The sequence below is a fragment of the Micromonospora sp. CNZ295 genome, assembly GCF_004217535.1.
The window spans coordinates 1372869-1399028 of record NZ_SHKZ01000001.1 but is presented as its reverse complement, the minus strand read 5'-3'; the positions used below and the strand labels follow the sequence as shown (position 1 = coordinate 1399028).

Below are 26160 nucleotides of genomic sequence, written 5' to 3'. Positions count from 1 at the left end.
CCGTCAGGGCCGCAGGCCGAGGCGGACCACCAGGTCGAGCAGCGCGAAGACGAAGAGCGCGATGCCCACGAAGCCGTTCGCCGTGAAGAACGCGCGGTTGACCCGGCTCAGGTCGGTCGGGCTGACCACCACGTGCTGGTATGCGAAGGCGACCGCGGTCAGCGCCAGCCCGATCCACCACAGCCAGCCGAAGCCGACCAGCGCACCGAACCACACGAACAACGCGAACGTCACCACGTGCGCCACGGTCGAGGCGTGCAGTGCGAAGCGCAGCCCGTAGCGGGCCGGCACGCTGCGCACGCCGATCGCCCGGTCCACCTCGGCGTCCTGGCAGGCGTAGATCAGGTCGAACCCGCCGATCCACAGCCCGACCGCCGCGCCGAGCAGCCAGGCCGGCCACGAGCCGGCGAACGTGCCGGTGACCGCCAGCCACGCGCCGACCGGGCCGACCGCCTGCGCCACCGCCAGGATCGCGTGCGGCCAGTTGGTGAACCGCTTGCCGTACGGGTAGACGACGAGCGGCACCACCGCGAGCGGCGCGAGCACCAGGCAGAGCGGGTTGAGCAGCGCGGCGGCGGCCAGGAACACCACCAGCGCGACCGCCGCCCCGGTCCAGGCCGTCCGGACGCTCACCGCTCCGGTGACGAGCTCCCGGTTGGCGGTGCGCGGGTTCCGCGCGTCGATCCGCCGGTCCAGGATCCGGTTGGCGGCCATCGCGAACGTCCGCGCGCCGACCATCGCCACGGTGATCAGCAGCAGGTCGAGCCAGCGGACCCGCCCGCCGTTCAGCTGCATGGCGGTCAGCGCCGACAGGTACGCGAACGGCAGCGCGAACACCGAGTGCTCGATCGCCACCAGCTTCAGGAAGGACTTCACCCGGCCCGGCCGCTCGGCCGGCGCGTCGACGACGGCCATCAGATGCCGTACTCCTTCCACCGCTTGTCGACCAGGGCGACAACCTCCGGCGACATGCTCATCTCCTCCGGCCAGCCCCGCGTGTAGCCCTCCTCGGGGAGCTTGCGGGTGGCGTCGACGCCGGCCTTGCCGCCCCAGAACTGCTGGTACGACGCGTGGTCCAGGTGGTCGACCGGCCCCTCGGTGAGCAGCAGGTCCCGGGCGTAGTCGACGTTGCCGAAGGCGCGGAAGGCGACCTCGTTGTAGTCGTGCACGTCGCAGTCCTCGTCGACGACCACGATCAGCTTGGTCAGCGACATCATGTGCGCGCCCCAGATCGCGTTCATCACCTTCTGCGCGTGCTTCGGGTAGCGCTTGCGGATCGACACGATCGCGCAGTTGTGGAAGACACCGGCCGCCGGCAGGTCGTAGTCGACGATGTCCGGGATCAGGAAGCGCAGCAGCGGCGCGAAGATCCGCTCGGTGGCCTTGCCGAGGCCGTGGTCCTCCTGCGGCGGCTGGGACGTGACGATCGAGTGGTAGACCGGGTCGCGCTGCATGGTCATGCACTCGACGTGCAGCACCGGGAACGGCTCCACCGGTGTGTAGAAGCCGGTGTGGTCGCCGAACGGGCCCTCCGGGAGCCGCTCGCCGGGCTCGAGGTAGCCCTCCAGGACCACCTGCGCGTGGGCCGGCACCTGCAGCGGGACCGTCAGGCAGTCCACCATCTCGACGCGCTCGCCGCGCAGGTACCCCGCAAAGAGGTATTCGTCGATGTCGGCGGGGAGCGGCGCGCTGGCCGAGTACGCGACCACCGGGTCGGCGCCGATCGCGATCGCCACCGGCAGCCGCTGCCCGAGCCGCTCGGCGACCGCGTGGTGCGCGGTCGAGTTCTTGTGGATCTGCCAGTGCATGCCGAGCGTGTTGTGCGAGTGCTGCTGCAACCGGTACAACCCCAGGTTGCGCTTGCCGGTCTCGGGGTGCTTGGTGTGCGTCAGCCCGAAGTTGTGGAAGATCCCGCCGTCGCCCGGCCAGACCTGCAACCCCGGAAGCCGGTTCAGGTCGACGTCGGCGCCGCGGTAGACCACCTGCTGGCAGGGGGCGGTCCGCACCTTCTTCGGCGGCATCGACTTGAGCTGCATGACCTTGCCGAGGCCCTCCATCATCCCGGAGAGCCCGACCGGCAGTTCCGGCTTGAGCATGTTGCCCAGCCGCTCGCCGATCTCGTCGAGGTGCTCGACCCCGAGCGCCATCGCCATCCGCTTCTCGGTGCCGAAGAGGTTGATCGCGACGGGCATCTCGCCCCGGGTCGGCCGCTCGAAGAGCAGCGCCGGGCCCCCGGCCCGCACCGTCCGGGTCACGATCTCGCTGATCTCCAGGGTCGGGTCCACCGGGGCGCTGACCCGCCGCAGCTCACCCGCGCGTTCCAGCGCGGCGAGGAAGTCCTGGAGATCGGTGTACGGGAAGCCACGAGCCGCCATGCCCGCAAGTCTCCCCCACCGCCCGGAGGTGCAAGGAGGGGGCCCTTGTCGACGTCTCGTCACCACAACTTCGAGATCTTGGACAGTTGCCGTTCGAACCGAGCGACCGCGGCGATATATCTCACTGCCTCTGTGCCGAGGCCGCCAACGCTGGACAGGATTGCCGCATGTTGGACGCGTACGTTGTCGGCGATCCGGACGGGTTGTCGCCGCTACAGGCCAGGCTGCGCGACGCGGTCGCCCGCGAGTTGCACGCACAGTTCGCGCTACGCGCCGAGCGGCTCGACCTTGCCGACCTACCGGAGGTCGCATACCAGATCACCCTGCGCGTCAACGAGACCCTGAGCCAACGCTTCCGGTAAGGGCTCGCCACGGACGGGGCGAGCGGGCTGGACGCTGAGGCGAACGGACGTTAATCGCCCGAGTAGAGCCGGCCTGGATCCACCAGGACCACATCCGTGCGATGGTCGGCGACTTGCCGCAATTCGTCGGTGAAGCCCTCGGCGCTGGCCAGCAACAGTCGCGCGTTGCGCGCGTCCAACCCGGGGCGGGCGATGAGAAGCTCGCGGCAACGCTCAAGTCGATCCAGGTCGGGCCGTCCCAGCAGCCGGCCCCACTTGACCTCACCGATCGCGAGTAGGGGACGCGGACCATCGCCGAGCGGTGGCTCACCCAGCGCGACGAGGTCGAGTTCGTGGCTGCTTCGCGCGGACGGATCGGTGAGGACGGCCGGGCTTGCTTCCGCGACAAGGCCGCCCAACGTCTCCGGATCAGCGAATCGCAGCGCCCACTGCCGGACGATCTCTTCGAATGCCGGTCCGAGCACCGCACTGGCGAACCGGCGCTGGGATCGGCGCCAGACGTCCGCACCGCGCCGCTGCTCCAGCGCCGTCCAGGCCGGGCGCATCACGGCCTGGTAGAAGGTGATGAGGGGCTCGGCGATGCGGTAGCGGCTGCGACCGCTACGCAGCGGGTCCGGGTCCCGTGCCAGGAGCCCGGCGTCCTCGAGCACCGTGAGTGGATGATGCAGATCGGTGGCCTTCCGGCCGATGAAGCCGGCGATCCCACCCCGGGTGCCGTTGCCTTCGGCGACCGACGACAGCACCGAGTGGTAGAGCGCGGTGTCCCGTAGGTCCGGATCCTCGGCAAGCAGATAGCGCGCCTCGCGGAACAGTGGACGGGCGGGATTTAGCACCGCCCGCACGACCCAGTCATCGAAGTCGTCCGGGCCGTCGGGCGCGTCGTCCTGCACGTACTCCCGCCGGTAGGCCGGCGTACCCCCGACGATGGCGAAGACCCGAGCGGCCAGCATCGGGTCGCGAAGGCCCCAGAAGGTGGCCGCCGCCCGGTAGTCCAGGGGCGCGACGGGCAGTTCGAGTCCGGCTCGCCCGCGCAGCGGGGCGGAGCCGGCCAGTAGCCCACCCATGAACGAAAGTGCCGAACCACACAACAGGAGACGGGCACGGGAGCCGGTTCGCTCGGCCCGGCCGGGGGTGAGCGCGTGCTGGATCACCGACGGCAGGTCGCGGCTCGCCCGTGCCAAGTAGGGGAACTCGTCGATCACCACTGTGAGCGGTCGGTCGCGGCCAAGGCCAAGCAGTGCGTCGACCGCACTCGACCAGTCCGTCAGGTGCAGCGGCCCGGGGGCACCGGTGTGCCGACCGAGCGCCTCGCCCAGCCGACGCAGCGATTCCGTCGGGGTCGCCTCAGTGGCACCGAAGTAGAAGCCGCCTGTGGCACGAGCCAGCTCGTACAGCAGCAGGGTCTTGCCCTGCCGTCGACGGCCGCTCACCACGCCCAGGGTTGCGCCAGGACGGTCGTCCGTGGCGAAACGGACCAGCTCAGCCCACTCGACATCGCGGTCGAAGATCTCGGAAGGCTTAACCAGGTCCACAGCAAGAAGTATAACTACACTTCTAATAAGTGTAGTTATACATTTTGCAGGTTCAGTCGATGCCGGCGTACGAGTGCAAGCCCTCGAAGAAGATGTTCACGCCGAACAGGTTCATCAGCATCGAGGCGAACCCGAGCACGGCGAGCCAGGTCGCCACGTTCCGTTTCACGCTCGGCGTGGCCCGGGCGTGCAGGTAGCCGGCGTAGATGACCCAGGAGATGAACGACCAGGTCTCCTTCGGGTCCCAACCCCACGGCCGCCCCCAGGCCGCCTCCGCCCAGATCGCACCGGCGATCACCGCGAAGGTGAAGACCGGGAACGCGAAGGCGTGCAGCATGAACGTGAGCCGCTCCAGGGCCGCCGCCGTCGGCAGCCGCTTGGCCAGGGTGTACGGGAAGCTGCGCCGGCCCTGCTCGTAGCCGGAGCGGATCAGGAACGCCACCGCCGGCACCACGCCCAGCAGGAAGATGCCGGAGGCGAAGACGACCGTCGACACGTGGATGACGAACCAGTACGAGTTGAGCGCCGGCACCAGCGGGACGATCGGGGTGTAGAGCACCAGCTCGGCCGTGGCCACCAGCAGCACCATCACCAGCGAGAGGAACAGCCCGAGGCGGCGCAGCTGTGGCCGCTTCCAGAGCACCACCAGCCAGGCGGCGACCCCGATCCAGGTGCCGGTCAGCACGAACTCGTACATGTTGCCCCAGGGCATCCGGTCGGCGGCGAGGCCGCGCGTGACCAGCGCGCTGACGTGCAGCAGGGCGCCGACGGCGGTCACGCCGACGGCTACCAGGCCGGCCAGCCGGGCCCGCGCGGCGGTCCGCTCGGCACCCGTCGGCGCACCCTCGGCTGCCGGCACCGTCGCGACCACGTCGCCGGGCCCTCCGACGCCGGCGCCGACCAGCTCGCGGGCGGGCGCGGCGACCCGGGTACGGGAGTTGCCGAGCGCGTACTCGACGGCGTGGCTGATCATCGCGACCAGGTACGCCAGGATCGCGAACGTCACCAGCTGGTCGGAGAGTGCGGACATCACTCGGCTCCTTCTCGCGCTCCGGCCCGGTCGTCGGCGCCGGCCCGCTCGTCCCGCTCCCCGTCACCGACCGTGGCCACGAGCTGCGCGAACTCGTCGGCGAACCCGGGATGGTCGGTGCGCGGCAGGCCACCGGCCTCCACCAAACTACTACCGCTCGTCGGAGATCCGTACCCGGGGTCCGCCGGGAGCACCCGGAAGAAGACCCGCCGCCGGCGGCCGAAGAGCGAGCCCATCAGGCCGAGCAGCAGCGCGCCGGAGCTGACCAGCAGCAGGGTCGAGCCGGGGTCGTACCGCACGGACAGGACGATGTACGGCTCGGTGCCGAGGAACTCGAGCGTGGTGCCGTCGTCCAGCGTCCACGTCTCGCCGACCTTGAGCAGCTCGGTGCCGACCTCCTTGACCCGGCCGGACTGCACCTGCCGCTGGTCCAGCTCGTAGACCGAGCCGGGGATGCCCGCGTCCAGACCCAGGTTCCCCCGGTACGCGACCAGGTTGAGCAGCGGGTTGCGCTCGGTCGGGAACTCGGACCGGACGAACGGGCCCTCCTGCGGGGCCGTCGGCAGGTAGAGGCCGGTGAAGGCCATCTGGAGGCTCGAATCCCGCTCGCCGGTCGCCGGGTCGACGTTCGCGTCGGGGAAGAGGGCCGCGCCCTCCCCGGTCAGCCCGATGTCACCGGTCGCGAGGAAGGGGGTCGCGCTGGTCTGGCCGTTGCCGAAGCGATCGGTGTAGCGGAGCACCGGGGCGTACCCGTGGCCGAGCAGGTAGACGTTGGCACCGTCCAGCCGCAGCGGCGAGTTCACCGAGAACTCGGCCGCCCGGGGCGCCCCGCCGTCCTCGTCGACCGTGACCTTGGCGTTGAAGGACTCCGGCTGGCCGTTGGCCGCCAGGAACTCCGCCTCGAAGTCGTCCAGCGTCATGCAGAACCGGGGCAGGTCGCCGCTGCCGACGCGGGGGCCGAACTTCGTCTCGGCGTACTGCTGCTTGGTGTTGCAGAACGCGTTGTCCGCGCCGGCGACCAGGAGGCGGTTGCCGCTCCAGCCGTACCAGGAGCCGAGCGCGACGCCGACCAGCACCACCACCATCGAGGTGTGGAAGAGCAGGTTGCCGGTCTCCTTGAGGTAGCCCTTCTCCGCGGAGACCTCGTCGCCACGGACCACCACCCGCCAGCGGCGGCGGCGCAGCGACTCGGCGATCGCGGCCGCACCACCGGCCGGCCCGGCGAACACCGCGTGCTGGGGCAGCCGGTCCAGCCGCTTCGGCACCGGCGGGGGCTGCGACCGCAGGGCCCGGAAGTGGTCCCGCAGGCGGGGCGTGATGCAGCCGATCAGCGAGGTGAACAGCAGCAGGTAGATCGCGGAGAACCAGACCGAGCCGAACGCCTCGAACGCGCCGATCCGGTCCAGCACCGGCGCCAGGTCGGGGTGCGCGGCGAAGTAGTCCCGGACGTCCTCCGGGTTGACGCCGCGTTGCGGCAGCACCGAGCCGGGGATCGCGGCGATCGCGAGCAGGAAGAGCAGGACCAGCGCCGTACGCATGCTGGTGAGCTGCCGCCACGAGTTGCGCAGCAGCGCCAGGACCGGGTTGGCACGGCGCCGGGGCGCCTCGGCCGGCGGAGCCGGCCGCTCGTCCACGACGCTCATCAGATGCTCACCTCACCCACCCCGACGGTGGTCTGCAGCCAGATCACGACGTTGGTCCAGCCGCCGCTCACGAGCGCCAGGCCGATGACGATCAGCAGCGCGCCGCCGATCCGGGTGACCCACCGGCTGTTGCGCCGGACGGCGCGGAAGACCCCGAGCAGGCGCTGGAAGCCCAGCCCGAAGACGACGAACGGTACCCCCAGCCCGAGGCAGTACGCCACGGCCAGCACCACGGCCCGGTCGGTCTGCCCCTCGACGGTGGCCATGCCGAGCACCGCGCCCAGGGTCGGCCCCGTGCAGGGCAGCCAGCTGAGCGCGAAGACCGCCCCGAGCACGGGCGCGCCGAGCAACCCGGCGGCGGGCAGCCGCTGGATGCGCAGCTCGCGTTGCAGGCCGGGGATCAGCCCGAGGTAGCCGAGGCCGAGCACCACGACCAGGGCGCCGATGCCGATTTCCAGCGCCCGCTCGTACTCGAAGAAGATCTTGCCGACGGTGGAGAAGAGAACGGCGGTGGCGGTGAAGACCACCGTGAAGCCGGCGATGAAGAGCAGCGTCCCCGCGAGCACCCGCCCCTTGACCACGGCGACGGCGGCGACGGCGGCCCGGGCGGTGCGTTCCCGAAGCGCGACCCCCCCGTCCCTCGGCGCGTCGCCAAGGGACCCGTCCGCTACCGGAGGCGTCAAGAGGGGGCCCTTCCTTGCCCCCTCCAGGTCGGCGCCGGCCAGGCCGGTCACGTACGACAGGTAACCCGGCATCAGCGGAAGCACGCACGGCGAGAGGAAGCTGACCAGGCCGGCCAGCGCCGCCGCGCCGATGGCGAGCAGCAGCGGGCCGGACTGGGCGATCTCGCGGAAGGTCTCGCCCATCAGCGTTCGCCGGTCGGTGCGGGGGACTCCGCGGCGATCCGCTCGACGATGGGCTGCAGGCCCTGCTGTTTGACCGCGGCCCGGATCACCGCGGCGATCCGGCCGTCCCGGTCCAGCACGACGGTCGCGGGGACCGTGTTCGGCGGGATGTCCAGGTCGAGCGCCAGCCGGCTGCCTGGGTCGAAGAGGCTCGGGTAGGTGACCCGGCCCGCCTCGAACGCCTTCGCCTTGTCCCGCTGGTCCTGCACGTTGACCCCGAGGAAGGTCACGCCGGAGCCCTTGGTGGCCTGGTAGGTGGCCTCCAGGTCGTCGGCCTCGGCCCGGCAGGGCGCGCACCAGGAACCCCAGAAGTTGACCACGACGACCTGCCCGCGGTCCTTCGCCACGTCGTAGCTGCCGCCGTCGAGCAGCTCACCGGCGAGCTTCGGGGCCGCCGAACGCTGCTCGGGAGCGCACTCGAAGACGCCGTCGGTGCTGGTGGCGCACGCCTCCTCGCCCGTCGACGAGGAGCAGGCGGTCAGCGCCACCGTGGCGACGGCGGCGAGCAGACCGGCGCCCAACCTCCTCCGGGCGTTCATCAGGCCCCCTTGGCCGTCCGGGCGGTCGGCGATATCGCGATCAGGTGCGCGGCCGGCTCGGAGTAGCCGATCCCGACCACCTTGGCACCCTCGAAGTGGAACGTGGTGAGGCTGGCCAGGCCACACTGCCGCTTACGCGGGTCGTGCCAGAGGCGCTTCCGCTCGACGTACCGGCGCAGCGTCCAGATCGGCAGCTGGTGGGAGACCAGCACCGCCTCCCGCCCCTCCGCGGCCACCCGGGCGGCGTGCAGGGCGGCGAACATGCGCTCGGCGATGGCCCGGTACGCCTCGCCCCAGGACGGGGTGACCGGGTCCCGCAGCACCCACCAGTTGCGCGGGTCGCGGAACGAGCCGTCGCCCGGCGAGACCTTCTTGCCCTCGAACCAGTTGGCGCTCTCGATCAGCCGCTCGTCCACCCCGACCGGCAGCCCGAACTGCGCGGCGATCGGCTCGGCGGTCTGCTGGGCACGCTCCAGCGGGCTGGCGACGACGTGCACGACCTCCCGCTCCGCGAGCCCCTGCGCGGCGGCTTTCGCCATCTGCACGCCCAGCTCGGAGAGGCGGAAGCCGGGCAGCCGCCCGTACAGGATGCCGTCCGGGTTGTGTACCTCCCCGTGACGCAGCACGTGGACCACCGTCTTACTCACGACCGTGCCCCCTTCGTTCGCGACTGCGGGGCTCGCAAACCCGGCTCACTCCTCGCGCTCACCGCTACCCCCCGTGACCTGCCGCAGCCGCCGCTGCCGCCGACGGCAGCGCCGCGGCGATCTGCTCCAGGGCGGCGTCGTCGATCGCCGCCGACACGAACCACGACTCGAACGCGCTCGGCGGCAGGTAGACCCCGGCCGCGAGCATCGCGTGGAAGAACGCCTTGAACGCCGGCACCTGCTGGGTGCGGGCGCTGTCGTAGTCGACCACCTCGGCGTCCGTGAAGAAGATCGAGAACATGTTGCCGGCGTACGACAGCCGGTGCGGCACCCCCGCGGCGGCCAGCGCGTCGCCCGCGAGCTTGCCCACCACGGCGGCCGTGTCGTCCAGCCTGCGGTAGAGCGCGTCGTCGGCGAGCCGCAGCGTGGCGAGGCCGGCGGCGCAGGCGAGCGGGTTACCGGAGAGGGTGCCGGCCTGGTAGACCGGGCCGGCGGGGGCCAGCCGCGCCATGATCTCCGCGCGCCCGCCGAACGCCGCGGCGGGCAGGCCACCGCCCATGACCTTGCCGTACGTCCAGAGGTCGGCGTCGGAGGCGTCGAGGCCGTGCCACCCGGCGCGGGAGACCCGGAACCCGGTCATCACCTCGTCGACGATGAGCAGCGCACCGTGCGCGTGGGCGATCGACGCGAGCCGCTGGTTGAAGTTGTCGCGCGGAGCGACCACGCCCATGTTCCCGGCGGCGGCCTCGGTGATGACCGCGGCGATGTGCGGACCCTCGGCGGCGAAGGCGGCCTCGACGGCGGTGAGGTCGTTGTACGGCAGCACGATCGTGTCACCGGCCGCCGCGCCGGTCACGCCGGGCGAGTCGGGCAGGCCGAACGTGGCGACACCGGAGCCCGCGGCGGCGAGCAGCGCGTCGGAGTGCCCGTGGTAGCAGCCGGCGAACTTGATGATCTTCGCGCGGCCGGTGTAACCCCGGGCGAGCCGGATCGCCGACATGGTGGCCTCGGTGCCCGAATTGACCAGGCGCACCTGCTCGACCGGCGTCCGGTCGACGATCTCCGCGGCCAGCTCCACCTCACCCGGGGTGGGCGTGCCGAAGCTGGTGCCCTTCGCGGCGGCGGCCTGCACGGCCTCGACCACCTCGGGGTGGGCGTGCCCGAGGATCAGCGGTCCCCAGGAGCAGACCAGGTCGACGTAGCGCCGCCCGTCGGCGTCGTACAGCCACGGACCCGCCCCGCGGACCATGAAGCGCGGGGTGCCGCCGACGGCACGGAACGCCCGCACAGGGGAGTTCACCCCGCCCGGCACGATGGCGCGGGCGCGGTCGAACAGGGCCTCGGAGGCCGGCGCGTCGGCCGGGTAGCGGCCGGATCCGGCGGGAAACACGTCGGTCACGATGCCGCCATTGTGTCAGCGTCGGCGGCCGGATCGGCAGGCACCCCGCACCCGGGTTACCCGGCTCACCCTGGCCCGCCCCGGTCACCCGGGGTAACCGGGGCGGCCCCGTCTCCGACAGGCCGGTGAATCGAGATCGCGCTAGGCTGACCGGGTGGATCGTGCCGAACTGTCCATCACGCTGCACCGGTCGGGTGACGAAGCAGTCCTTCGTCTCGCCGGTGAGATCGACATGCTGACGGCCGCCCAGCTCTCGACCGTCGTCAACGAGGTGCTGACCGACCCACCGCCGCGGATCGTGCTCGACCTGGCCGGCGTCACCTTCTGCGACTCGCAGGGCCTGGGCACGCTGGTCGTGCTCAGCCGCAAGGCCAGTCACGCGCAGAGCCTGCTGGTCCTGACCAACGTGGGCGAGTTCCTGCTTCGCGTCCTCGACATCACCGGCCTCCGCAGCGCCCTGATGATCCGCAACGAATCCCCCACTCCCTGATACGAACCCACCCGCCCCCGCGCCCCACCCTCGGGCCCCACGCCCCACCCTCGGGCCCCACGCCCCACCCTCGGGCCCCGCGATCTTGCACTTTCGACCCCGACGAATCGGGGCGACTCGGGCATATCTCGGGCCGAAAGTGCAAGATCGACGCGGCAAGGAGCGCGACGAGGGCGGAGTGGGGCGAGGGCGGAGTGGGGCGAGGGCTGGTGGGTCAGGCTGGGTTGTTGCCCCAGCGGGCCTGTTCCAGGAGGTCGATGGCGCGGGCCGCCGCCTCCGGGTCCGACTCGGCGCGGAGCAGGGCGGTCGCCTCGTCGACCGCGTCGGTCAGCAGCCGCCACTGGGCGTCCCGTTCCCGGACCAGGTCGGACTGGGCCGCGAGCTGCCGGGTCTTCACCCACAGCTCAACGAAGACCGAGACCTTGGCGCGGAGCACCCACGGGTCGAACGGCTTGGTGAGGTAGTCGACCGCGCCGGCCGCGTACCCGCGCAGGGCCAGCTGGGCGTCGCGATCGGCGGCGGTGAGGAAGATGATCGGCACATGCCGGGTCCGCTCCCGCCGCTTGATGTGGCTGGCCGTCTCGAAGCCGTCCATGTCGGGCATCTGGGCGTCGAGGAGGATCACCGCGAAGTCGTCCACGAGGAGCTGCTTCAGGGCGGCCTCACCGCTCTCCACGGCCACCGACTGCACCGGGAGCCCCTGGAGGATCGCCTCCAGCGCCATCAGGTTCTCCCGGCGGTCGTCCACCAGCAGCGCCTTCGCCATCTGGGTCACGAACTCTCCTCACTCCGGCCGCCAACGATCCAGGACGACATCAACTCGATCAGCTCGTCCAGGTCGACGGGCTTGGTGATGTAGTCGCTGCCCCCGGCCGCCAGAGCCGACTCCCGGTCACCGGGCATCGCCTTCGCGGTCAGGAAGACGATCGGCAGGTCGGCGAACCGGTGGTTGCGCCGGATCTGCCGGGTCGTCTCGTATCCGTCCTGGTCGGGCATCATGGCGTCCATCAGCACGATGTCCACCTCCGGATGCTCGGCCAGCAGGCGGACGCCGTCCGCCCCGTTGTCCGAGTACAACACGGTCATACCGTGCAACTCCAATGCACTCGTCAGGGCGAACACGTTCCGTACGTCGTCGTCCACGATCAGCACGGTCGCGCCCTCCAGCCGGCGGGTCGCCGGCGCCTCGGACGCCTCCGGCAGCAGCTCCACCGGGGGCATCAGCAGCGACGACGGCAGGCCGGCCCGGGTGGGCGACGGCGGGGCCGGCGCCACCACCGCGTCCGGCGCCAGCACGTCGGGGACGAACAGGGTGAACGTCGAGCCCTGCCCCGGCGCCGACGACACGTTGATCGCGCCGCCCAGCAGCCGGGCCAGGTCCCGGCTGATCGACAGGCCCAGCCCGGTGCCGCCGTACCGGCGGCTGGTGGTGCCGTCGGCCTGCTGGAACGCCTCGAAGATGATGGAGAGCTTGTCGTCGGAGATCCCGATGCCGGTGTCGACCACGGTGAACGCGATCACCTGCCGGGCGTTGGTCAACGCCGGCACGTCGAAGACCGCGTCCTCCGGGGCCGGGGCGATGGTCAGCGTCACCGCGCCGGTGTCGGTGAACTTCACCGCGTTGGAGAGCAGGTTGCGCAGGATCTGCTGGAGCCGCTGGGCGTCGGTGACGATCGACTCCGGCAGGTCCCCGCTGACCTGGACCTCGAAGCCGAGGCCCTTCTCCTCGGCCTGCGGCACGAACGCCTGCTCGACGTAGCCGCGGATCTCGGCGAACCGGATCTCGGTGGGCTCCACGTCCATCCGACCGGCCTCGATCTTGGACAGGTCGAGGATGTCGTCGATCAGCGAGAGCAGGTCCGAGCCGGCGCTGTGGATCGTCCGGGCGAACTCGATCTGCTTCGGGGTGAGGTTCCGCTCCGAGTTCTCCGCGAGGAGCCGGGCCAGGAGCAGCAGGGAGTTCAGCGGCGTACGCAGCTCGTGGCTCATGTTGGCCAGGAACTCCGACTTGTACGCCGAGGCCCGGGTGAGCTGCTGCGCCTTCTCCTCCAGGCCGAGCCGGGCCAGCTCGATCTCCCGGTTCTTCGTCTCGATGTTGCCCTTCTGCTCGGACAGCAGCTTCGCCTTGTCCTCCAGCTCCGCGTTGGTGCGCTGGAGCTCGGCCGACTGCTCCTGCAGTTCGTGGGCCAGTCGCTGCGACTGGGCGAGCAGCTGCTCCGTACGCCGGTTCGCCTGGATCGTGTTGACCGCGATGCCGATGGTGAGGACCAGGCGCTCCAGGAACGACAGGTGCAGGTCGGAGAAGGCCGCCACGCTGGCGAACTCGATCACGCCGAGCAGCTCGCCCTCGAAGAGGACGGGCAGCACGACCAGGTCGGCCGGCGGCGTGTCGGCCAGCCCGGAGCGGAGCGTGAGCCGGTTGTCCGGTGCCGCGCTGACCCGGATGGTGCGGCGGGACAGGGCCGTCTGCCCGACCAGGCCCTCACCCGGGCCGAACGTCACGTCGTGCCCCCGGGCGACGTACCCGTACGAGGCGGCGAGCCGCAGCCGGAGGCTTCCCTCGGAGTTGTCGACCAGGAAGAACGCGCCGAGCTGGGCGTCGACGAGAGGGGTCACCTCCATCATGATCATGCGGCAGACCTCGCCGAGATCCCGCTGTCCCTGGAGCAGACCGCCGATCCGGGCCAGGTTGGAGTCCAGCCAGCCCTGCTCGGCGTTCTTCTTGGTCGTCTCCCGGAGGGTGACGATCATCTGGTTGATGTTGTCCTTCAGCTCGGCGACCTCGCCCTGCGCCTCGACGGCGATCCGCTGGGTCAGGTCGCCCCGGGTCACCGACGTGGAGACCTGCGCGATGGCGCGCAACTGGGTGGTCAGGGTCGAGGCGAGCTGGTTGACGTTCTCGGTGAGGTCCCGCCAGGTGCCGGAGACACCCTTGACCTGCGCCTGACCGCCCAGCTTGCCCTCGATGCCGACCTCGCGGCCCACCCGGGTCAGCTCGTCGGCGAACGACGACAGCTGATCCACCATCGTGTTGACGGTGTTCTTCAGCTCCAGGATCTCGCCCTGCGCGTCCACGGTGATCTTCTGGCTCAGGTCGCCCTTCGCCACCGCCGTGGTGACCGAGGCGATGTTGCGCACCTGCGAGGTCAGGTTCGACGCCATCGAGTTCACGTTGTCGGTCAGGTCCCGCCACGTACCGCTGACGCCCTTGACCTGCGCCTGACCGCCCAGCTTGCCCTCGGTGCCCACCTCACGGGCCACCCGGGTCACCTCGTCGGCGAACGACGACAGCTGATCCACCATCGTGTTGACGGTGTTCTTCAGCTCCAGGATCTCGCCCTGCGCGTCCACCGTGATCTTCTGCGACAGGTCACCCTTCGCCACCGCGGTGGACACCTGGGCGATGTTGCGCACCTGCGAGGTCAGGTTCGACGCCATCGAGTTCACGTTGTCGGTCAGGTCCCGCCAGGTGCCGGCGACGCCGCGCACCTGGGCCTGGCCGCCCAGCTTGCCCTCGGTGCCCACCTCGCGGGCCACCCGGGTCACCTCGTCGGCGAACGACGACAACTGATCCACCATCGTGTTCACCGTCGACTTCAGCTCCAGGATCTCGCCCCGGGCGTCCACGGTGATCTTCTGGCTCAGGTCGCCCTTCGCCACCGCCGTGGTGACCGAGGCGATGTTGCGCACCTGCGAGGTCAGGTTCGACGCCATCGAGTTCACGTTGTCGGTCAGGTCCCGCCACGTACCGCTGACGCCCTTGACCTGCGCCTGACCGCCCAGCTTGCCCTCGGTGCCCACCTCACGGGCCACCCGGGTCACCTCGTCGGCGAACGACGACAACTGATCCACCATCGTGTTGACGGTGTTCTTCAGCTCCAGGATCTCGCCCTGCGCGTCCACCGTGATCTTCTGCGACAGGTCACCCTTCGCCACGGCGGTGGAGACCTGGGAGATGTTGCGGACCTGGCTGGTGAGGTTGCCGGCGAGCTGGTTGACGTTCTCGGTGAGGTCCCGCCAGGTGCCGGAGACACCGCGCACCTGGGCCTGGCCGCCCAGCTTGCCCTCGATGCCCACCTCGCGGGCCACCCGGGTCACCTCGTCGGCGAACGACGACAACTGATCCACCATCGTGTTGACGGTGTCCTTCAGCTCCAGGATCTCGCCCTGCGCCGCGACGGTGATCTTCTGCGACAGGTCGCCCCGGGCCACCGCGGTCGACACCTGGGCGATGTTGCGCACCTGCGAGGTCAGGTTCGACGCCATCGAGTTCACACTGTCGGTCAGGTCCTTCCAGGTGCCGGCCACGTTCGGCACCTCCGCCTGACCGCCGAGCTTGCCGTCCGTGCCCACCTCGCGAGCCACCCGGGTGACCTGCTCGGCGAAGAGCCGCAGGGTGTCGGTCAGCGAGTTCATCGTGTCGGCCAGCTGGGCGATCTCACCCCGCGCGCTCACGGTGATCTTCTGCGACAGGTCGCCCTTCGCCATCGCCGTCGCCACTTGCGAGATCGACCGCACCTGGCCGGTCAGGTTCGACGCCATGGTGTTCACCGAGTCGGTGAGGTCCTTCCAGGTGCCGGCCACACCGCGGACGTCGGCCTGGCCGCCGAGCTTGCCCTCGGTGCCCACCTCGCGGGCCACCCGGGTCACCTCGTCGGCGAACGACGACAGCTGATCCACCATCGTGTTCACCGTGCGCCCGATGCGCAGGTACTCGCCGCGCAGCGGCCGGCCGTCGATCTCCAGCGCCATGTGCTGGGAGAGGTCGCCCTCGGCGACCGCCACGATGACGCGGGCGATCTCGGTGGTCGGCCGCCCGAGGTCGTCGATCAGCGAGTTGACCGCACGCTGCCCCTCCGCCCAGGAGCCGTCCAGGCCCTCGTCGTCGAGGCGTTCGGTGAGCCGGCCGTCCCGGCCGACGATCCGGCTGATCCGCCGCAGGTCGTGGTACTGCCGCTCCTGTAGCGAGACCACCTCGTTGAAGGCGTCCGCCACCTCGCCGGCCCGGCCCGCCCGGCGGGGCAGCCGGACCTTGAGATCACCGCGGCGGACCCGCCGCAGCGCCTCGGTCAGCTCGACGAGGACCGCCTCGTGGTCCGGCGCGGACGGATCCGCCACCGGCTGTTTCGCCGTGGTCATCATTCCTCGCTCACGTCGGGGGCCACCGGCTGCCGGGAGCCGGCCATCCCACTATTGTGCCCACGACCCGGTCCGCGCCAGGGCCGGCGCGACCGCGCGGCGCCCTGTCGGCCCGCCGGGACGGCCGGGCAGCGCCGCCGGCACCGGCCGCGGTCGGTGCCGGACCCGACACGCTCCGCGACCACCGGTCGCCGGACGGTGACCGCCGGGCGTGACAAGCTTGGCACTCAAGCGGCCGGCGGTGGAGGATACGGGGATGTCAGCGGAGCGGGGGACCGCGTCGGTCGGTGCCCCGGACGAGCACGTCCGGCGGGTCCGCCTCCCCGCCGACCGCCGTACGCCCGCGGCGGCCCGAGCTCTCGTCCGGTCCGTGCTCGCCGAGGCCGACCTCGCGGAGCTGACCAACGAGGCGCTGCTGCTGACCACCGAGCTCTCCACCAACGCCGTGGAGCACGCCCGCACCGAACTGGACGTCGAGGTCGTCGCCGACCCTTCCGGGCTCACGGTCACCGTCTCGGACTTCGCCGGCGGGCCGGTCGACGAGCTGACCGTCGGGGTACGCAACGAGAGCAGCGACATCACGGAGGTCTCCGAGCGTGGGCGGGGCCTGCTGCTGGTCGACCACTTCGCCAGCCGCTGGGGCACCACCTACCACCCCAGCGGCAAGGGTGTCTGGTTCCGGCTGGACCGGCCCGGACCGGCCGGCGCCGCCCCGCGGGCGGCGGTCACCGCGGCCCCGGCGGCCCCGGCCGGCGCCGGGAACGGCCTCCCCGGCGGGGACAGCGCCGCGCCGAGCGCGGCGGCGATGAGCGAGCTGATGCAGACCGCCCCCGACCCGTACGCCGAGGACCCGCTCCCGGACTTCTCGACCAGCCTGCTGACCCGGGTGGCCGAGATGGTCGGCGCGGCCGGCGGCGTGGTCCGGCTCGACCGGGGCGACGGGCAGGGCCCGCAGGTGCTGGCCCGCTACGGCCGCCAACCCCGGGCCGGCAACGAGCTGGTGCGGGTGCCGTTGACCGTGCACCGGCCGTACGCCGGTGAGCTGGAGTTGGACGCCGCGCCGTCCGCGTACGCCCGGCCGCTGGCGTCGCTGATGGCCGAGCGGCTGTCGTTGCACCTGGAGAACGACCGGCTGCGCCGGGCCGACGTGCGCCGGCAGGCCTGGCTGACGTTCCTCGCCGAGGCCAGTGAACTGCTCGCGCAGTCCCTCGACGTCGAACTGACCATGGCGCTCATCCCGCAGCTCGTGGTACCCCGGCTGGGACAGTGGTGCGCGGTGCACACCACCGACGAGTGGGGCCGGCTGCGCCTCGCGGCCGCCAGTCACGCGGACGAGTCGGTGCTGCCGCAACTGCACGCCGTGCTCGCGGAGACCGGGCCGGACTCGATCCAGGCCCGGCTGCGGGAGGCGTCCCGCAACGGCACCCAGATGCCGCTCGGCGCGCCCACCGAGGGGTTCGCCGTCCCACTGATCGCCCGCGGCCAGCGGCTCGGCACCCTCGCGGTGGGCCGGCACCAGCGGCACCGCCACGATCCGGACGAGGTCGCCGTCCTGGAGGACGTGGCCCGCCGGGCTGCGCTGGCGATCGACAACGCCCGCATCCACGCCGAACGCCGGCGGGTCGCGCAGGCGCTCCAGCAGTCGCTGCTGCCGCCGGTGCTGCCCGTGGTCGAGGGGATCGGCTTCGCCGCCGAGTACGTCCCGACCGGCGACGACGCCGACGTCGGCGGCGACTTCTACGACGTGCTGCCGCTGCCGGACGGGCGGTGGCTGGTCGTGATCGGCGACGTCTCCGGGAAGGGCGTGCAGGCGGCCACGGTCACCGGCCTGGTCCGGGACGTCATCCGCACGCTGGTCGGGGACGGCAAGCCGCTGCCGGAGGCGCTGACCCGGCTGAACGAGGCGCTGGTCGAGCGGGGCAGCGGGCGGTACTGCACGCTGGCCCTGGCCGCGGTCGGGCCGGGCGACGGCGACCAGCTCGACGTCTCGCTGCATCTCGCCGGCCACGACCGGCCGGTGCTGCTGACGGCCGCCGGTGGGGTGCGCTTCGTCGGCACCGGAGGCACCGCGCTCGGCCTGCTCGACTCGATCGCCTCGCCGGCGGCGGAGCTCTCCCTCGGCCCGGGCGACGCACTGATCTTCTACACCGACGGGGTCACCGAACGGCGGCGCGGCCGGGAACTGTTCGGGGTGGACCGGCTCCGGGACGCGGCGGCCCCCCTGGCCGGCTACTCGGCGGACGTGGTGGCGGCCCGGCTCCGCTCGACGGCGCTGGGCTTCTCGCCCGAGACGCCCCGCGACGACATCGCGATCCTGGTCCTGCGCAACGAGGCCGGCTGACCCGCGCCCGCCGGGCGACCCCTTCCCGCACCTGGCGGCTGCTGCTCGCGGTGACCGTGGCCGGCGTGGCCGTGAGCGGGTTGCGCTTCGCGCCGATCGGCAGTGACCTGACGCGCTGGTGGCTGGACTGCCGGCGCCGCCTCACAGGCCGCCGGGGAGGCGGCCCGGTGCGAGCCGGTGCTGCGGGTCGAGGTGCTCCTTGGCGGCCCGGAGCCGGGCCAGGCCGGCCAGCTCGCCCCAGAGGTCGACCGCCCGCCGGACCGGCTCCGGGGCGGAGACCACCACGCACCGGCCGTGCCGGGCGAGCAGGACCCCGCGGACCGCGGCGAGGATCGAGGCGACCCGCTCGGCGGGCATCGCGCCGGGCAGCGCCGCGTGCACCACGCCCAGGCCGGCGGAGCCGCGGACCGGGACCGGTGTGCCGGCGGCGTCGCGGAGCGCGTACACGGCCGCGTGCAGGTCGGTGATCGGCACCTCCAGGCGCAGCGCCGTGTCACCGGGGCCGAACGGATAACGTCGCCACCACTCCGGCGCCGAGTGGCTCGCCGAGGCGCCCGCGCCGAGCAGCGACACCAGCCGGTCGGCGCGTTCCGCGACGTCGGCGGGCCCGCCCTCGAGCAGCACGACGAGGGTGCCGGCGCGGGCCGGGCCGGCCGTGGCGCGCCCCGTCATCGACGGGTGGCTCGCCATCGACGCGGCCCGGCGCCCCTGCCGCGGCTGGGGTCCCGCGCCGGCCGGGAGGTCCAGCTCGACGGCCGCCGGGTCGAGGCGGGCCGCGAGCACCGTACGCACCAGGTCGTGCACCTCCAGCGGCGTCCAGACGGGTCGGGTGACCCAGATCCGGCTCGCCGGGACGGCCTGGACCCGGAGGGTCGCGGAGACCAGCACACCGAGCGCGCCCTGGGAACCGCAGAGCAGGCGGGCCAGCTCCAGCCCTTCGGCGCCGCCACCGGAGCCGACCAGCGCGCCGCCGGCGTCCAGATAGCGCAGGGCCACGAGCTGGTCGCAGGCCGTGCCGTGGCGGTGCCGCAGCGGGCCGGCCTCACCGGCCGCCAGCACCCCGCCGAGCGTGGCGCCGGGCGAGGGCGCGTCCAGGGCGAGGCGCTGGCCGGTGCGCTCGAGGGCCGCCTGGACCGCGCGCAGCGGGGTGCCGGCGCCGACCTCGGCGGTCGGCGCGCCGACCCGCTGGTGACCGATGCCGGCGAGCCGGCCGGTGTCGAGCATGATGTCCACCCGGTCGGGGGCCGCACCCCAGTCGATCTTCGTGCCGGCACCGCGGGGAACCACGGTCAGGTCGTGCCGGGCGGCCAGCCGAAGCACCTCGGCGGCGGCCCGCGTGCTGCCCGGCACCGCGACCCAGCGGGCCGGCCGGCCGGCCACCTCGTCGGCGGGGCCCGCGAGGCGGGCGAAGGGCGGCCCGCAGATCTCCGCCAGCCGCCGGGTGATGTCGAGGGCGCCGGGCCGGTCCGTGGAACTCGCTGCTGCCGCCATGCCGGCCATCGTACACATGTTCGAAAGTTGCGGAAGGCATGTCGCACGAGCGGGTGACCGGGTCGCGGACCGGTAACGTGACGCCGTGACCACCGAGACCCCACCGCCCGTCGCCAAGCGGGTTCCGACGGAGCGCAGCCACCACGGCGACACGGTCGTCGACGAGTACGCCTGGCTCGCCGCCAAGGACGACCCGGCGACGATCGCCCACCTGACCGCGGAGAACGCGTACACCGAGGCCCGGACGGCCCACCTGGCGGACCTGCGTACCCGGCTGTTCGAGGAGATCCGCCGCCGGACCCAGGAGACGGACCTGTCGGTGCCCACCCGCAAGGGCGACCACTGGTACTACACCCGCACCGTCGAGGGGCAGCAGTACGGCGTGCACTGCCGCCGGGCGGTGCGCGACGGCGAGACCGACCCACCGGTGAGCGCCGACGGCGCGCCCCTGGAGGGCGAGGAGGTGCTGCTCGACGGCAACCTGCTCGCCGAAGGCCACGACTTCTTCGCGCTCGGGGCGTTCGACGTCAGCCCGGACGGGCGTTGGCTGGCATACTCCACCGACTTCTCCGGCGACGAGCGCTTCACGCTGCGGGTCAAGGACCTCACCACCGGGGAACTGCTCCCCGACGAGGTGCCGGACACGTTCTACGGCACCGCCTGGTCCGCCGACGCCTCGGTGCTGTTCTACGTCACCGTCGACGACGCGTGGCGGCCGAACCGGGTCTGGCGGCACACGCTGGGCACCCCGTCGAGCGAGGACGCGGTGGTCCACCAGGAGGACGACGAGCGGTTCTGGGTGGGCGTCGAGCTGACCCGCTCGGAGAAGTTCATCCTCATCGACATCCACAGCAAGGTGACCAGCGAGGTCCTGGTCATCCCCGCCGGCAACCCGACCGGCGCCCCGGCGTCCGTGGCACCCCGCCGCCAGGGTGTGGAGTACACGGTGGAGCACCACGGCCACCGGTTCCTCATCCTGCACAACGACGGCGCCGAGGACTTCGCGCTCGCGTACACGTCGGCGGACGCCCCGGGCGACTGGGTGCCGCTGATCGAGCACTCCCCGGGCACCCGCCTGGAGGCGATCGACGCGTTCGAGAACCACCTGGTGGTCACCCTGCGCACCAACGGGCTCACCGGGCTGCGCGTACTGCCGGTCGGCGGCGGCGACGCCCACGACATCGACTTCCCGGAGCCGCTGTACAGCGTCGGCCTGGACAGCAACCCGGAGTACCGCACGGCTCGGCTCCGGCTGCGCTACACCTCCCTGGTCACCCCGGACTCGGTGTACGACTACGACCTGGTCACCCGGCGCATGACGCTGCGGCGGCAGAAGCCGGTGCTGCCCGGGCCGGACGGCCACCCGTACGACCCGGCCGCGTACGAGCAGCACCGGGACTGGGCGCTCGCCGACGACGGCACCCGGGTGCCGATCTCGCTGGTCTGCCGGGCCGGTACGCCGCGCGACGGCTCCGCGCCCTGCGTGATCTACGGGTACGGCTCGTACGAGGCGAGCATGGACCCCTGGTTCTCGGTCGCCCGGCTGTCCCTCCTGGACCGGGGCGTCATCTTCGCCGTGGCGCACATCAGGGGCGGCGGCGAGTTGGGCCGGCGCTGGTACGACCAGGGCAAGCTGCTGGCCAAGAAGAACACCTTCACCGACTTCGTGGCCTGCGCCCGGCACCTGGTCAAGGCCGGCTGGACGGGGGCCGACCGGCTGGTCGCCCGGGGCGCCTCGGCCGGCGGCCTGCTGATGGGCGCCGTCGCCAACCTGGCCCCCGACGCGTTCGCCGGGATCGTCGCGCAGGTGCCCTTCGTGGACGCGCTCACCTCGATCCTCGACCCGTCGCTACCGCTGACCGTCACCGAGTGGGAGGAGTGGGGCAACCCGCTCGACGACCCCGAGGTGTACGCGTACATGAAGTCGTACACGCCGTACGAGAACGTGCGGGCCGTGGACTACCCGGCGATCCTCGCGGTGACCAGCCTCAACGACACCCGCGTGCTCTACCACGAGCCGGCGAAGTGGATCGCGCGGCTGCGGGCGACCGCGCCGCGGGGCGACTACCTCCTCAAGACCGAGATGGGTGCCGGGCACGGCGGCCCGAGCGGCCGCTACGACGCCTGGCGCGAGGAGGCCTTCATCAACGCCTGGATCCTCGACAAGCTCAGCCACGCGTGAACGGAGGGGCCCCTTGTTGACGCCTCGCGTTCTCCGAGGGGCCCCGCTCAACTCTCATAACGCCGCCGCGAGCACCGCCGCGTCCACGTTGCCGCCGGTCACCACCGCGACCGTACGCCCGCCCGGCAGCTCGGCGGCGCGGAACAGCCGGGCGGCCACCGCCACCGCGGCGCTGGGCTCCACCACCAGGCGCGCGTCCCGGACGAGCCGGCCCATCGCCACGCGGATCTCCTCCTCGGACACCGTGACGATGCCGTCGAGGCGGTCCAGCAGGTGCGCGAGGGTCAGCTCGGACGGCGGCAGCCGCAAACCGTCGGCCATCGTCCGGTAGGTGCGCTCCTCGCCCCACGCCACGACCGCACCGGCCGCGAGCGAGTCGCGGGTGTCGGCCGCCAGCTCCGGCTCGACGCCGATCACCACGGCCGCCGGTCGGACCGCCTTCACCGCCGTCGCGACGCCCGAGGAGAGGCCGCCCCCGCCGACCGGCACCAGCACGACGTCGACGTCCGGCAGGTCCTCGACGATCTCCAGGCCGACGGTGCCCTGCCCGGCGATGATCCGCCGGTCGTCGAACGGCGGCACCAGCACCGCCCCGGTCGCCGCGGCGATCCGCTCGGCCTCGGGCCCCCGTCGCGGCGGAGGCACCGGGACCACCTCGACGCCGAGCGCCCGGATCCGCTCGACCTTGGCCGCCGGGGCGCCCTCCGGCACCACGATCCGGCAGGGCACGCCGGCCGCGCGCGCCGCGTACGCCAGGGCCAGGCCGTGGTTGCCGGACGAGTGGGTGACGACGCCGCGCGCCCGCTCGGCCGCCGTGAGCCGGGCGACCGCGTGGGTGGCGCCCCGCAGCTTGAACGACCCGACGGGCTGCAGGCTCTCCGGCTTGAGCCACAGGTCCGCGTCCCACGAGGCCCGCATCAACGGGGTGCGCAGTACCGCGTCCACGATGACCGCGGCGGCGGCCCGGACGTCCTCGACCGACACCAGCTCCATCGCCCCATCCTGCCCGCTCCCCACCCCGCCCGGCGCCCCGGTCGGTTGCCCCGTCGACGGCCATGAGCGTGCCCGCTCGTGGCGGTGGGTGGCCTCCCGAACGGCTGCGGCCACCACCGCTGCCGCCGAGCACGATCATGACGGGGTGCCGGCCGGGCGGCGTCGCCTAGACTGCCGGCGTGACCAGGGCGGTGCGGTGAGCGCGGCGGACGACGAGCCGGCGGACCGCGTACCCCGGTCGAGCCTGCGGGCGACGGCGCGCGACCGCCGGGTCTGGGCGATCCTCGCGGTGGTCGCCGCCCTGCTGGTGTGCTGCTGCTCGGCCGCCGCCGGCACCCTGCTCGCCCTCGCCGCCGGGCTGTTCGGCGGCGGCTGATCGCTGCCGGCGGCGGACGTGTCAACCGGGAGCCCGTCCGCTACCGGAGGCGTTGACAAGGGGCCCTTCCTCACACCCGGAGCAGGGCGGCGGCGTCGCCGGTGCGGGACATCCGCTGCCAACGCAGCCGGCTGCCGGTCAGCGCGGTGACCATCGACTGCACGACGACCAGGTACATCAGCTGCCGGTAGACGACCTGCTGGAACGGCAGGCTCCACAGCGGCCCGAGGCGTTCCCCGTCCAGCCGCAGGGCGTACCCGGCCGTCACCGCCTGGAGCAGGAGCAGCCCGCCCCAGGCCAGCACGAGCGCCGACCAGGGCAGGAAGAACAGCGCGTAGAGCGCGTAGACGTCCACCGCCGGGGCGGCCAGCGGCAGCACGATCTGGAACACGGTCAGGTACGGGAGGCCACGCCGGCCCAGCTTGCCTCCGGCGCCGGGTTCCCGCAGCGCGGGCCGGTGCTTCCACATCGCCTGCATCGTGCCGTAGCACCAGCGGTAGCGCTGCCGCCAGAGCTGCCGCAGCGTCGACGGCGCCTCGGTCCAGGCGATCGCCGCCTCCTCGTAGCTGACCCGCCAGCCGGCCCGGAGCACCTTCATCGTCAGGTCGGTATCCTCGGCGAGGGTGTCCGCCGGTACGCCGCCCACGGCGAGCAGCACCTGGCGGCGGAACGCGCCGATCGCCCCAGGGATGGTCGGCATGCAGTCCAGCACGTCGTACATGCGGCGGTCGAGGTTGAAGCCGATCACGTACTCCAGGTGCTGCCAGCGCCCGAGCAGCCGCCGCCGGTTGGCGACCTTGGTGTTGCCGGAGATCGCGCCGACGGTCGGGTCGGCGAAGCCCTGCACCAGCCGGTACACGGTGTCCGGCTGGAAGACGGTGTCCCCGTCGACGAGCACCAGCAGGTCGGCCCGGGCCGCCCGGATACCGGTGTTGAGGGCGGCCGGCTTGCCGGCGTTGGCCTGGCGGATCACCCGCACGCCGCGCAGCCGCATCCGCTCCACGATGTCGGCGGTGCCGTCGGTGGACCCGTCATCGACCACGATCACCTCCAGCGCCGGGTACGCGCTGGCGACCAGGGACCGGACCGTGGCGGCGATGTTGGCCGCCTCGTTGTAAGCGGGCACGATCACCGAGACGCGTGCGGTGACCTGCGGGCCGCGCACCGGCCGGCGGACCCGGCGGACGTGGCGTCGGGCGCAGGTCACCTGCACGAGGAGCCGCGCCACCCCGAGGACCAGTGCGACCGCCAGCAGCAGGGTCATCCCGGCGGACACGCCGGCGGCGCCGGTCTGGGTCCAGCGCAGCGCGACGCCGCTCAGCCGGCTGCCCGCGCTTGCCGGCAGGGTCGACTCCGGCTCGCCGATACCCGCCGAGACGGTGGTGAACCGGTAGCCCTGCTCGGTCAGCGCCGGCAGCAGCCGTTCGAGTGCGGCGACCGTGTCGGCCCGGTCACCGCCGGCGTCGTGCATCAGGACGATCGCGCCCCGTCCCCGCTCGGGGGTGGCGGCCTTGACGATGGCGGGCACGCCGGGCTGCTGCCAGTCCCTGGTGTCGAGGTCGGTGAGGACGGTGACGTGGCCGGTGCCGGCGGCCGCGCGCAGCGCCTCGTACTCCGGGCCGGTCAGGGCCGACGGGCTGGCGGAGAACGGCGGCCGGAACAGGGTGACCTCCCGGCCGGTGGCCCCGGAGATGGCCTTCCTGGTCAGCGACAGCTCCAGGTCGCGCCGCCAGGCCGGCGCGCTGCCGAGGTCGACGTGGGTGAAGGTGTGCGAGCCGATCTCGTGGCCCTCGGCGAGGATCCGCCGGACCAGGTCGGGATGCTCGTTGACCCGGGCGCCGAGCAGGAAGAAGGTCGCCTTCGCGTCGTGCCGGCGCAGCACGTCGAGCACCCGCGGCGTCCAGGTCGGGTCGGGCCCGTCGTCGAAGGTCAGCGCGATGGTCCGGTCGGGCATCGCCCGGCTGACCGGCTCCGGCCGGTCCAGCCGGAGTATCGGCCCGCCCGAACCGACCTCCTCGGGCACCCCTGGCGCGGCGGCGGTGCCCGGGTCGGTGCCGCGGACAGCGGAGCCACCGGCGAGCCCCGTGGCGAGGCCGTGGACGGTGAGTGCCACGAGCAGGACCACCAGACCGGACAGGAGCAGGATCCAGTGGGCCCGAGGGTCGCGGCGGGCGATGTGGCGGGCCACCGTCAGCCCGGCTTGCCCGGAGACCTGGTCGGCTTCCCGCTGGCGTGCGGGCCGTTGCCCCGCCCCGGCCGGTCGGACGGGGTCGGCCGGCCGGTGGGGGCGGCGTCGGTCGCCGACGTGGTCGGTGCCGGGCCGCCGGTCGCTCTCGGCCGGGGGGCGGCCGTGCTCGTGGCGGGTGCCGGGTCCGGCGCGGCCGGCGAGGCCTCGCCAAGGTCGTCCCGGCCGTCCAGCTCGCTCCCGATCGGGGCCCGGTCGTCGGACCAGCCGGGCACCGAGACCGACGTGTCGAGGAAGAGACCGGCCAGGATCAGGGCGAGGCTGGTGAGCAGGCCGAGACCCAGCGCGGCGCCGGCGATCACGGTGAGCCGCCGCCGGCGCCCCGTCCCGTCGACGAAGACCGGCGGCGGCCCGCCCGGCTGGTGATGCATCTGCGGACACTCCTGTGGCATGCGCGCCGGATCCCCGGCGCCGGCCCGTCGTCCGGGCCTCCGGTGCGATCAGCGTCGCCACCCGGCCTCCGCGTTACAC

Annotated in this window: 20 protein-coding genes; 5 read left to right on the top strand and 15 right to left on the bottom strand. The window is 72.7% G+C overall.

Going from position 1 to position 26160, the window contains the following annotated elements:
* Nucleotides 1–3 precede the first annotated feature (3 nt).
* Complete coding sequence (mqnP, locus tag EV376_RS06675) at nucleotides 4–915, bottom strand: menaquinone biosynthesis prenyltransferase MqnP (RefSeq protein ID WP_130321256.1); 912 nt, start codon at nucleotides 913–915, stop codon at nucleotides 4–6.
* A complete protein-coding gene (locus EV376_RS06670; RefSeq protein WP_130321255.1) occupies nucleotides 915–2375 on the bottom strand; it encodes a menaquinone biosynthesis decarboxylase in 1461 nt (486 codons plus the stop codon). Before EV376_RS06670 ends, mqnP begins: the two co-directional genes overlap by 1 nt.
* Before the next feature lie 167 nt (nucleotides 2376–2542).
* Here EV376_RS06670 and EV376_RS06665 point away from each other — a divergent pair, with 167 nt between their 5' ends.
* On the top strand, nucleotides 2543–2737 hold the full coding sequence (locus tag EV376_RS06665; protein WP_130321254.1) for a hypothetical protein: 195 nt from the start codon (nucleotides 2543–2545) through the stop codon (nucleotides 2735–2737).
* A 50-nt stretch (nucleotides 2738–2787) separates the two neighbouring features.
* Here EV376_RS06665 and EV376_RS06660 read toward each other — a convergent pair whose 3' ends face one another.
* From EV376_RS06660 to hemL, 7 genes are all read right to left on the bottom strand, one after another.
* Nucleotides 2788–4269 carry an ATP-binding protein gene (locus tag EV376_RS06660; RefSeq protein ID WP_486482540.1) on the bottom strand — a complete coding sequence of 494 codons (1482 nt, stop codon included), beginning with the start codon at nucleotides 4267–4269 and terminating at the stop codon, nucleotides 2788–2790.
* Between the two features lie 52 nt (nucleotides 4270–4321).
* Nucleotides 4322–5299 (bottom strand): c-type cytochrome biogenesis protein CcsB, encoded by a 978-nt coding sequence (gene ccsB / locus EV376_RS06655; RefSeq protein WP_130321253.1) that lies wholly within the window; start codon nucleotides 5297–5299, stop codon nucleotides 4322–4324.
* Complete coding sequence (gene resB, locus EV376_RS06650) at nucleotides 5299–6942, bottom strand: cytochrome c biogenesis protein ResB (RefSeq protein WP_130321252.1); 1644 nt, start codon at nucleotides 6940–6942, stop codon at nucleotides 5299–5301. The genes ccsB and resB overlap by 1 nt, the downstream gene beginning before the upstream one ends.
* Nucleotides 6942–7808 (bottom strand): sulfite exporter TauE/SafE family protein, encoded by an 867-nt coding sequence (locus EV376_RS06645; RefSeq protein WP_130321251.1) that lies wholly within the window; start codon nucleotides 7806–7808, stop codon nucleotides 6942–6944. Before EV376_RS06645 ends, resB begins: the two co-directional genes overlap by 1 nt.
* Nucleotides 7808–8386, bottom strand: coding sequence for a TlpA disulfide reductase family protein (locus tag EV376_RS06640; protein WP_130321250.1), 579 nt, complete (start codon nucleotides 8384–8386; stop codon nucleotides 7808–7810). Before EV376_RS06640 ends, EV376_RS06645 begins: the two co-directional genes overlap by 1 nt.
* Entirely contained in the window at nucleotides 8386–9033 is a 648-nt protein-coding gene (locus EV376_RS06635) for a histidine phosphatase family protein (protein ID WP_130321249.1), read from the bottom strand. Before EV376_RS06635 ends, EV376_RS06640 begins: the two co-directional genes overlap by 1 nt.
* A gap of 64 nt (nucleotides 9034–9097) precedes the next feature.
* Complete coding sequence (gene hemL / locus EV376_RS06630; protein ID WP_130321248.1) at nucleotides 9098–10432, bottom strand: glutamate-1-semialdehyde 2,1-aminomutase; 1335 nt, start codon at nucleotides 10430–10432, stop codon at nucleotides 9098–9100.
* A gap of 154 nt (nucleotides 10433–10586) precedes the next feature.
* Here hemL and EV376_RS06625 point away from each other — a divergent pair, with 154 nt between their 5' ends.
* Entirely contained in the window at nucleotides 10587–10922 is a 336-nt protein-coding gene (locus tag EV376_RS06625; protein ID WP_130321247.1) for an STAS domain-containing protein, read from the top strand.
* Between the two features lie 214 nt (nucleotides 10923–11136).
* Here the strand turns inward: EV376_RS06625 and EV376_RS06620 are convergent, their stop codons facing one another.
* Nucleotides 11137–11697 carry a response regulator gene (locus EV376_RS06620; protein ID WP_130321246.1) on the bottom strand — a complete coding sequence of 187 codons (561 nt, stop codon included), beginning with the start codon at nucleotides 11695–11697 and terminating at the stop codon, nucleotides 11137–11139.
* A complete protein-coding gene (locus tag EV376_RS06615) occupies nucleotides 11694–16064 on the bottom strand; it encodes a HAMP domain-containing protein (RefSeq protein ID WP_486482539.1) in 4371 nt (1456 codons plus the stop codon). The genes EV376_RS06620 and EV376_RS06615 overlap by 4 nt, the downstream gene beginning before the upstream one ends.
* A 253-nt stretch (nucleotides 16065–16317) precedes the next feature.
* Here EV376_RS06615 and EV376_RS06610 point away from each other — a divergent pair, with 253 nt between their 5' ends.
* On the top strand, nucleotides 16318–18402 hold the full coding sequence (locus tag EV376_RS06610) for a SpoIIE family protein phosphatase (protein ID WP_130321244.1): 2085 nt from the start codon (nucleotides 16318–16320) through the stop codon (nucleotides 18400–18402).
* 141 nt (nucleotides 18403–18543) lie between these two features.
* Here the strand turns inward: EV376_RS06610 and EV376_RS06605 are convergent, their stop codons facing one another.
* Entirely contained in the window at nucleotides 18544–19893 is a 1350-nt protein-coding gene (locus EV376_RS06605) for an FAD-binding oxidoreductase (RefSeq protein ID WP_130321243.1), read from the bottom strand.
* Nucleotides 19894–19978: 85 nt separating this feature from the next.
* Here EV376_RS06605 and EV376_RS06600 point away from each other — a divergent pair, with 85 nt between their 5' ends.
* Complete coding sequence (locus EV376_RS06600; RefSeq protein ID WP_130321242.1) at nucleotides 19979–22075, top strand: S9 family peptidase; 2097 nt, start codon at nucleotides 19979–19981, stop codon at nucleotides 22073–22075.
* Between the two features lie 54 nt (nucleotides 22076–22129).
* Here EV376_RS06600 and EV376_RS06595 read toward each other — a convergent pair whose 3' ends face one another.
* Nucleotides 22130–23068 carry a pyridoxal-phosphate dependent enzyme gene (locus EV376_RS06595; RefSeq protein WP_130321241.1) on the bottom strand — a complete coding sequence of 313 codons (939 nt, stop codon included), beginning with the start codon at nucleotides 23066–23068 and terminating at the stop codon, nucleotides 22130–22132.
* A gap of 196 nt (nucleotides 23069–23264) precedes the next feature.
* Here EV376_RS06595 and EV376_RS06590 point away from each other — a divergent pair, with 196 nt between their 5' ends.
* Nucleotides 23265–23444, top strand: a complete 180-nt coding sequence (locus tag EV376_RS06590) for a hypothetical protein (RefSeq protein ID WP_130321240.1) — start codon at nucleotides 23265–23267, stop codon at nucleotides 23442–23444.
* Between the two features lie 70 nt (nucleotides 23445–23514).
* Here the strand turns inward: EV376_RS06590 and EV376_RS06585 are convergent, their stop codons facing one another.
* Nucleotides 23515–25632 carry a bifunctional polysaccharide deacetylase/glycosyltransferase family 2 protein gene (locus tag EV376_RS06585; protein ID WP_486482538.1) on the bottom strand — a complete coding sequence of 706 codons (2118 nt, stop codon included), beginning with the start codon at nucleotides 25630–25632 and terminating at the stop codon, nucleotides 23515–23517.
* Between the two features lie 2 nt (nucleotides 25633–25634).
* Nucleotides 25635–26060, bottom strand: coding sequence for a hypothetical protein (locus tag EV376_RS30745; protein ID WP_486482537.1), 426 nt, complete (start codon nucleotides 26058–26060; stop codon nucleotides 25635–25637).
* Nucleotides 26061–26160: the final 100 nt, after the last annotated feature.